This is a genomic window from Cupriavidus sp. 05T41, from assembly GCF_056396525.1.
In genome coordinates this window covers 1-390 of record NZ_JBFTLQ010000222.1, presented here as the reverse complement: position 1 = coordinate 390, position 390 = coordinate 1, and the positions used below count along the sequence as shown (strand labels likewise).

General features: G+C 53.6%; 1 pseudogene. It reads right to left on the bottom strand.

Features of this window, described 5'->3' with window-relative positions:
* Positions 1 to 27: 27 nt before the first annotated feature.
* Positions 28 to 390: pseudogene (locus AC1DKV_RS40580) on the bottom strand (IS3 family transposase); the annotation flags it as partial.

The following is a 390-nucleotide window of genomic DNA, read 5'->3' as shown; positions in this document are numbered from 1 at the left end:
GTATTTCTTTGGCCGGACGAGAGACTACAGGCCCATGGCTTTCATCAGGCGCTGAACCGTCTTGTGGTTGACGATCAATTCCGCTTTCCGAAGCGCCGCCGTAATTCGGCGGTAGCCGTAGCGACCTTTGTGCTGCGCAAACAGCTCACGGATTCTTGCCTTCAGTTCCGCATACCTGTCCTGCGCCTGAAGTACTGTTTGCTGATAGTAGAAGGTGCTTCGTGCCAGGCCTGCGACCTTCAACAGCCCCGCCAATGGATACTGCCGCCTTAGCTCAAGCACTATTTGCGCTTTTTGGGTTGCGCAGATTTCTTGTTCGCTTGAACTAAGGCGTCGAGTTTTTTTAGGTAGGCGTTCTCCATGCGCAGGTAGTTCAGCTCGTCAATGAGC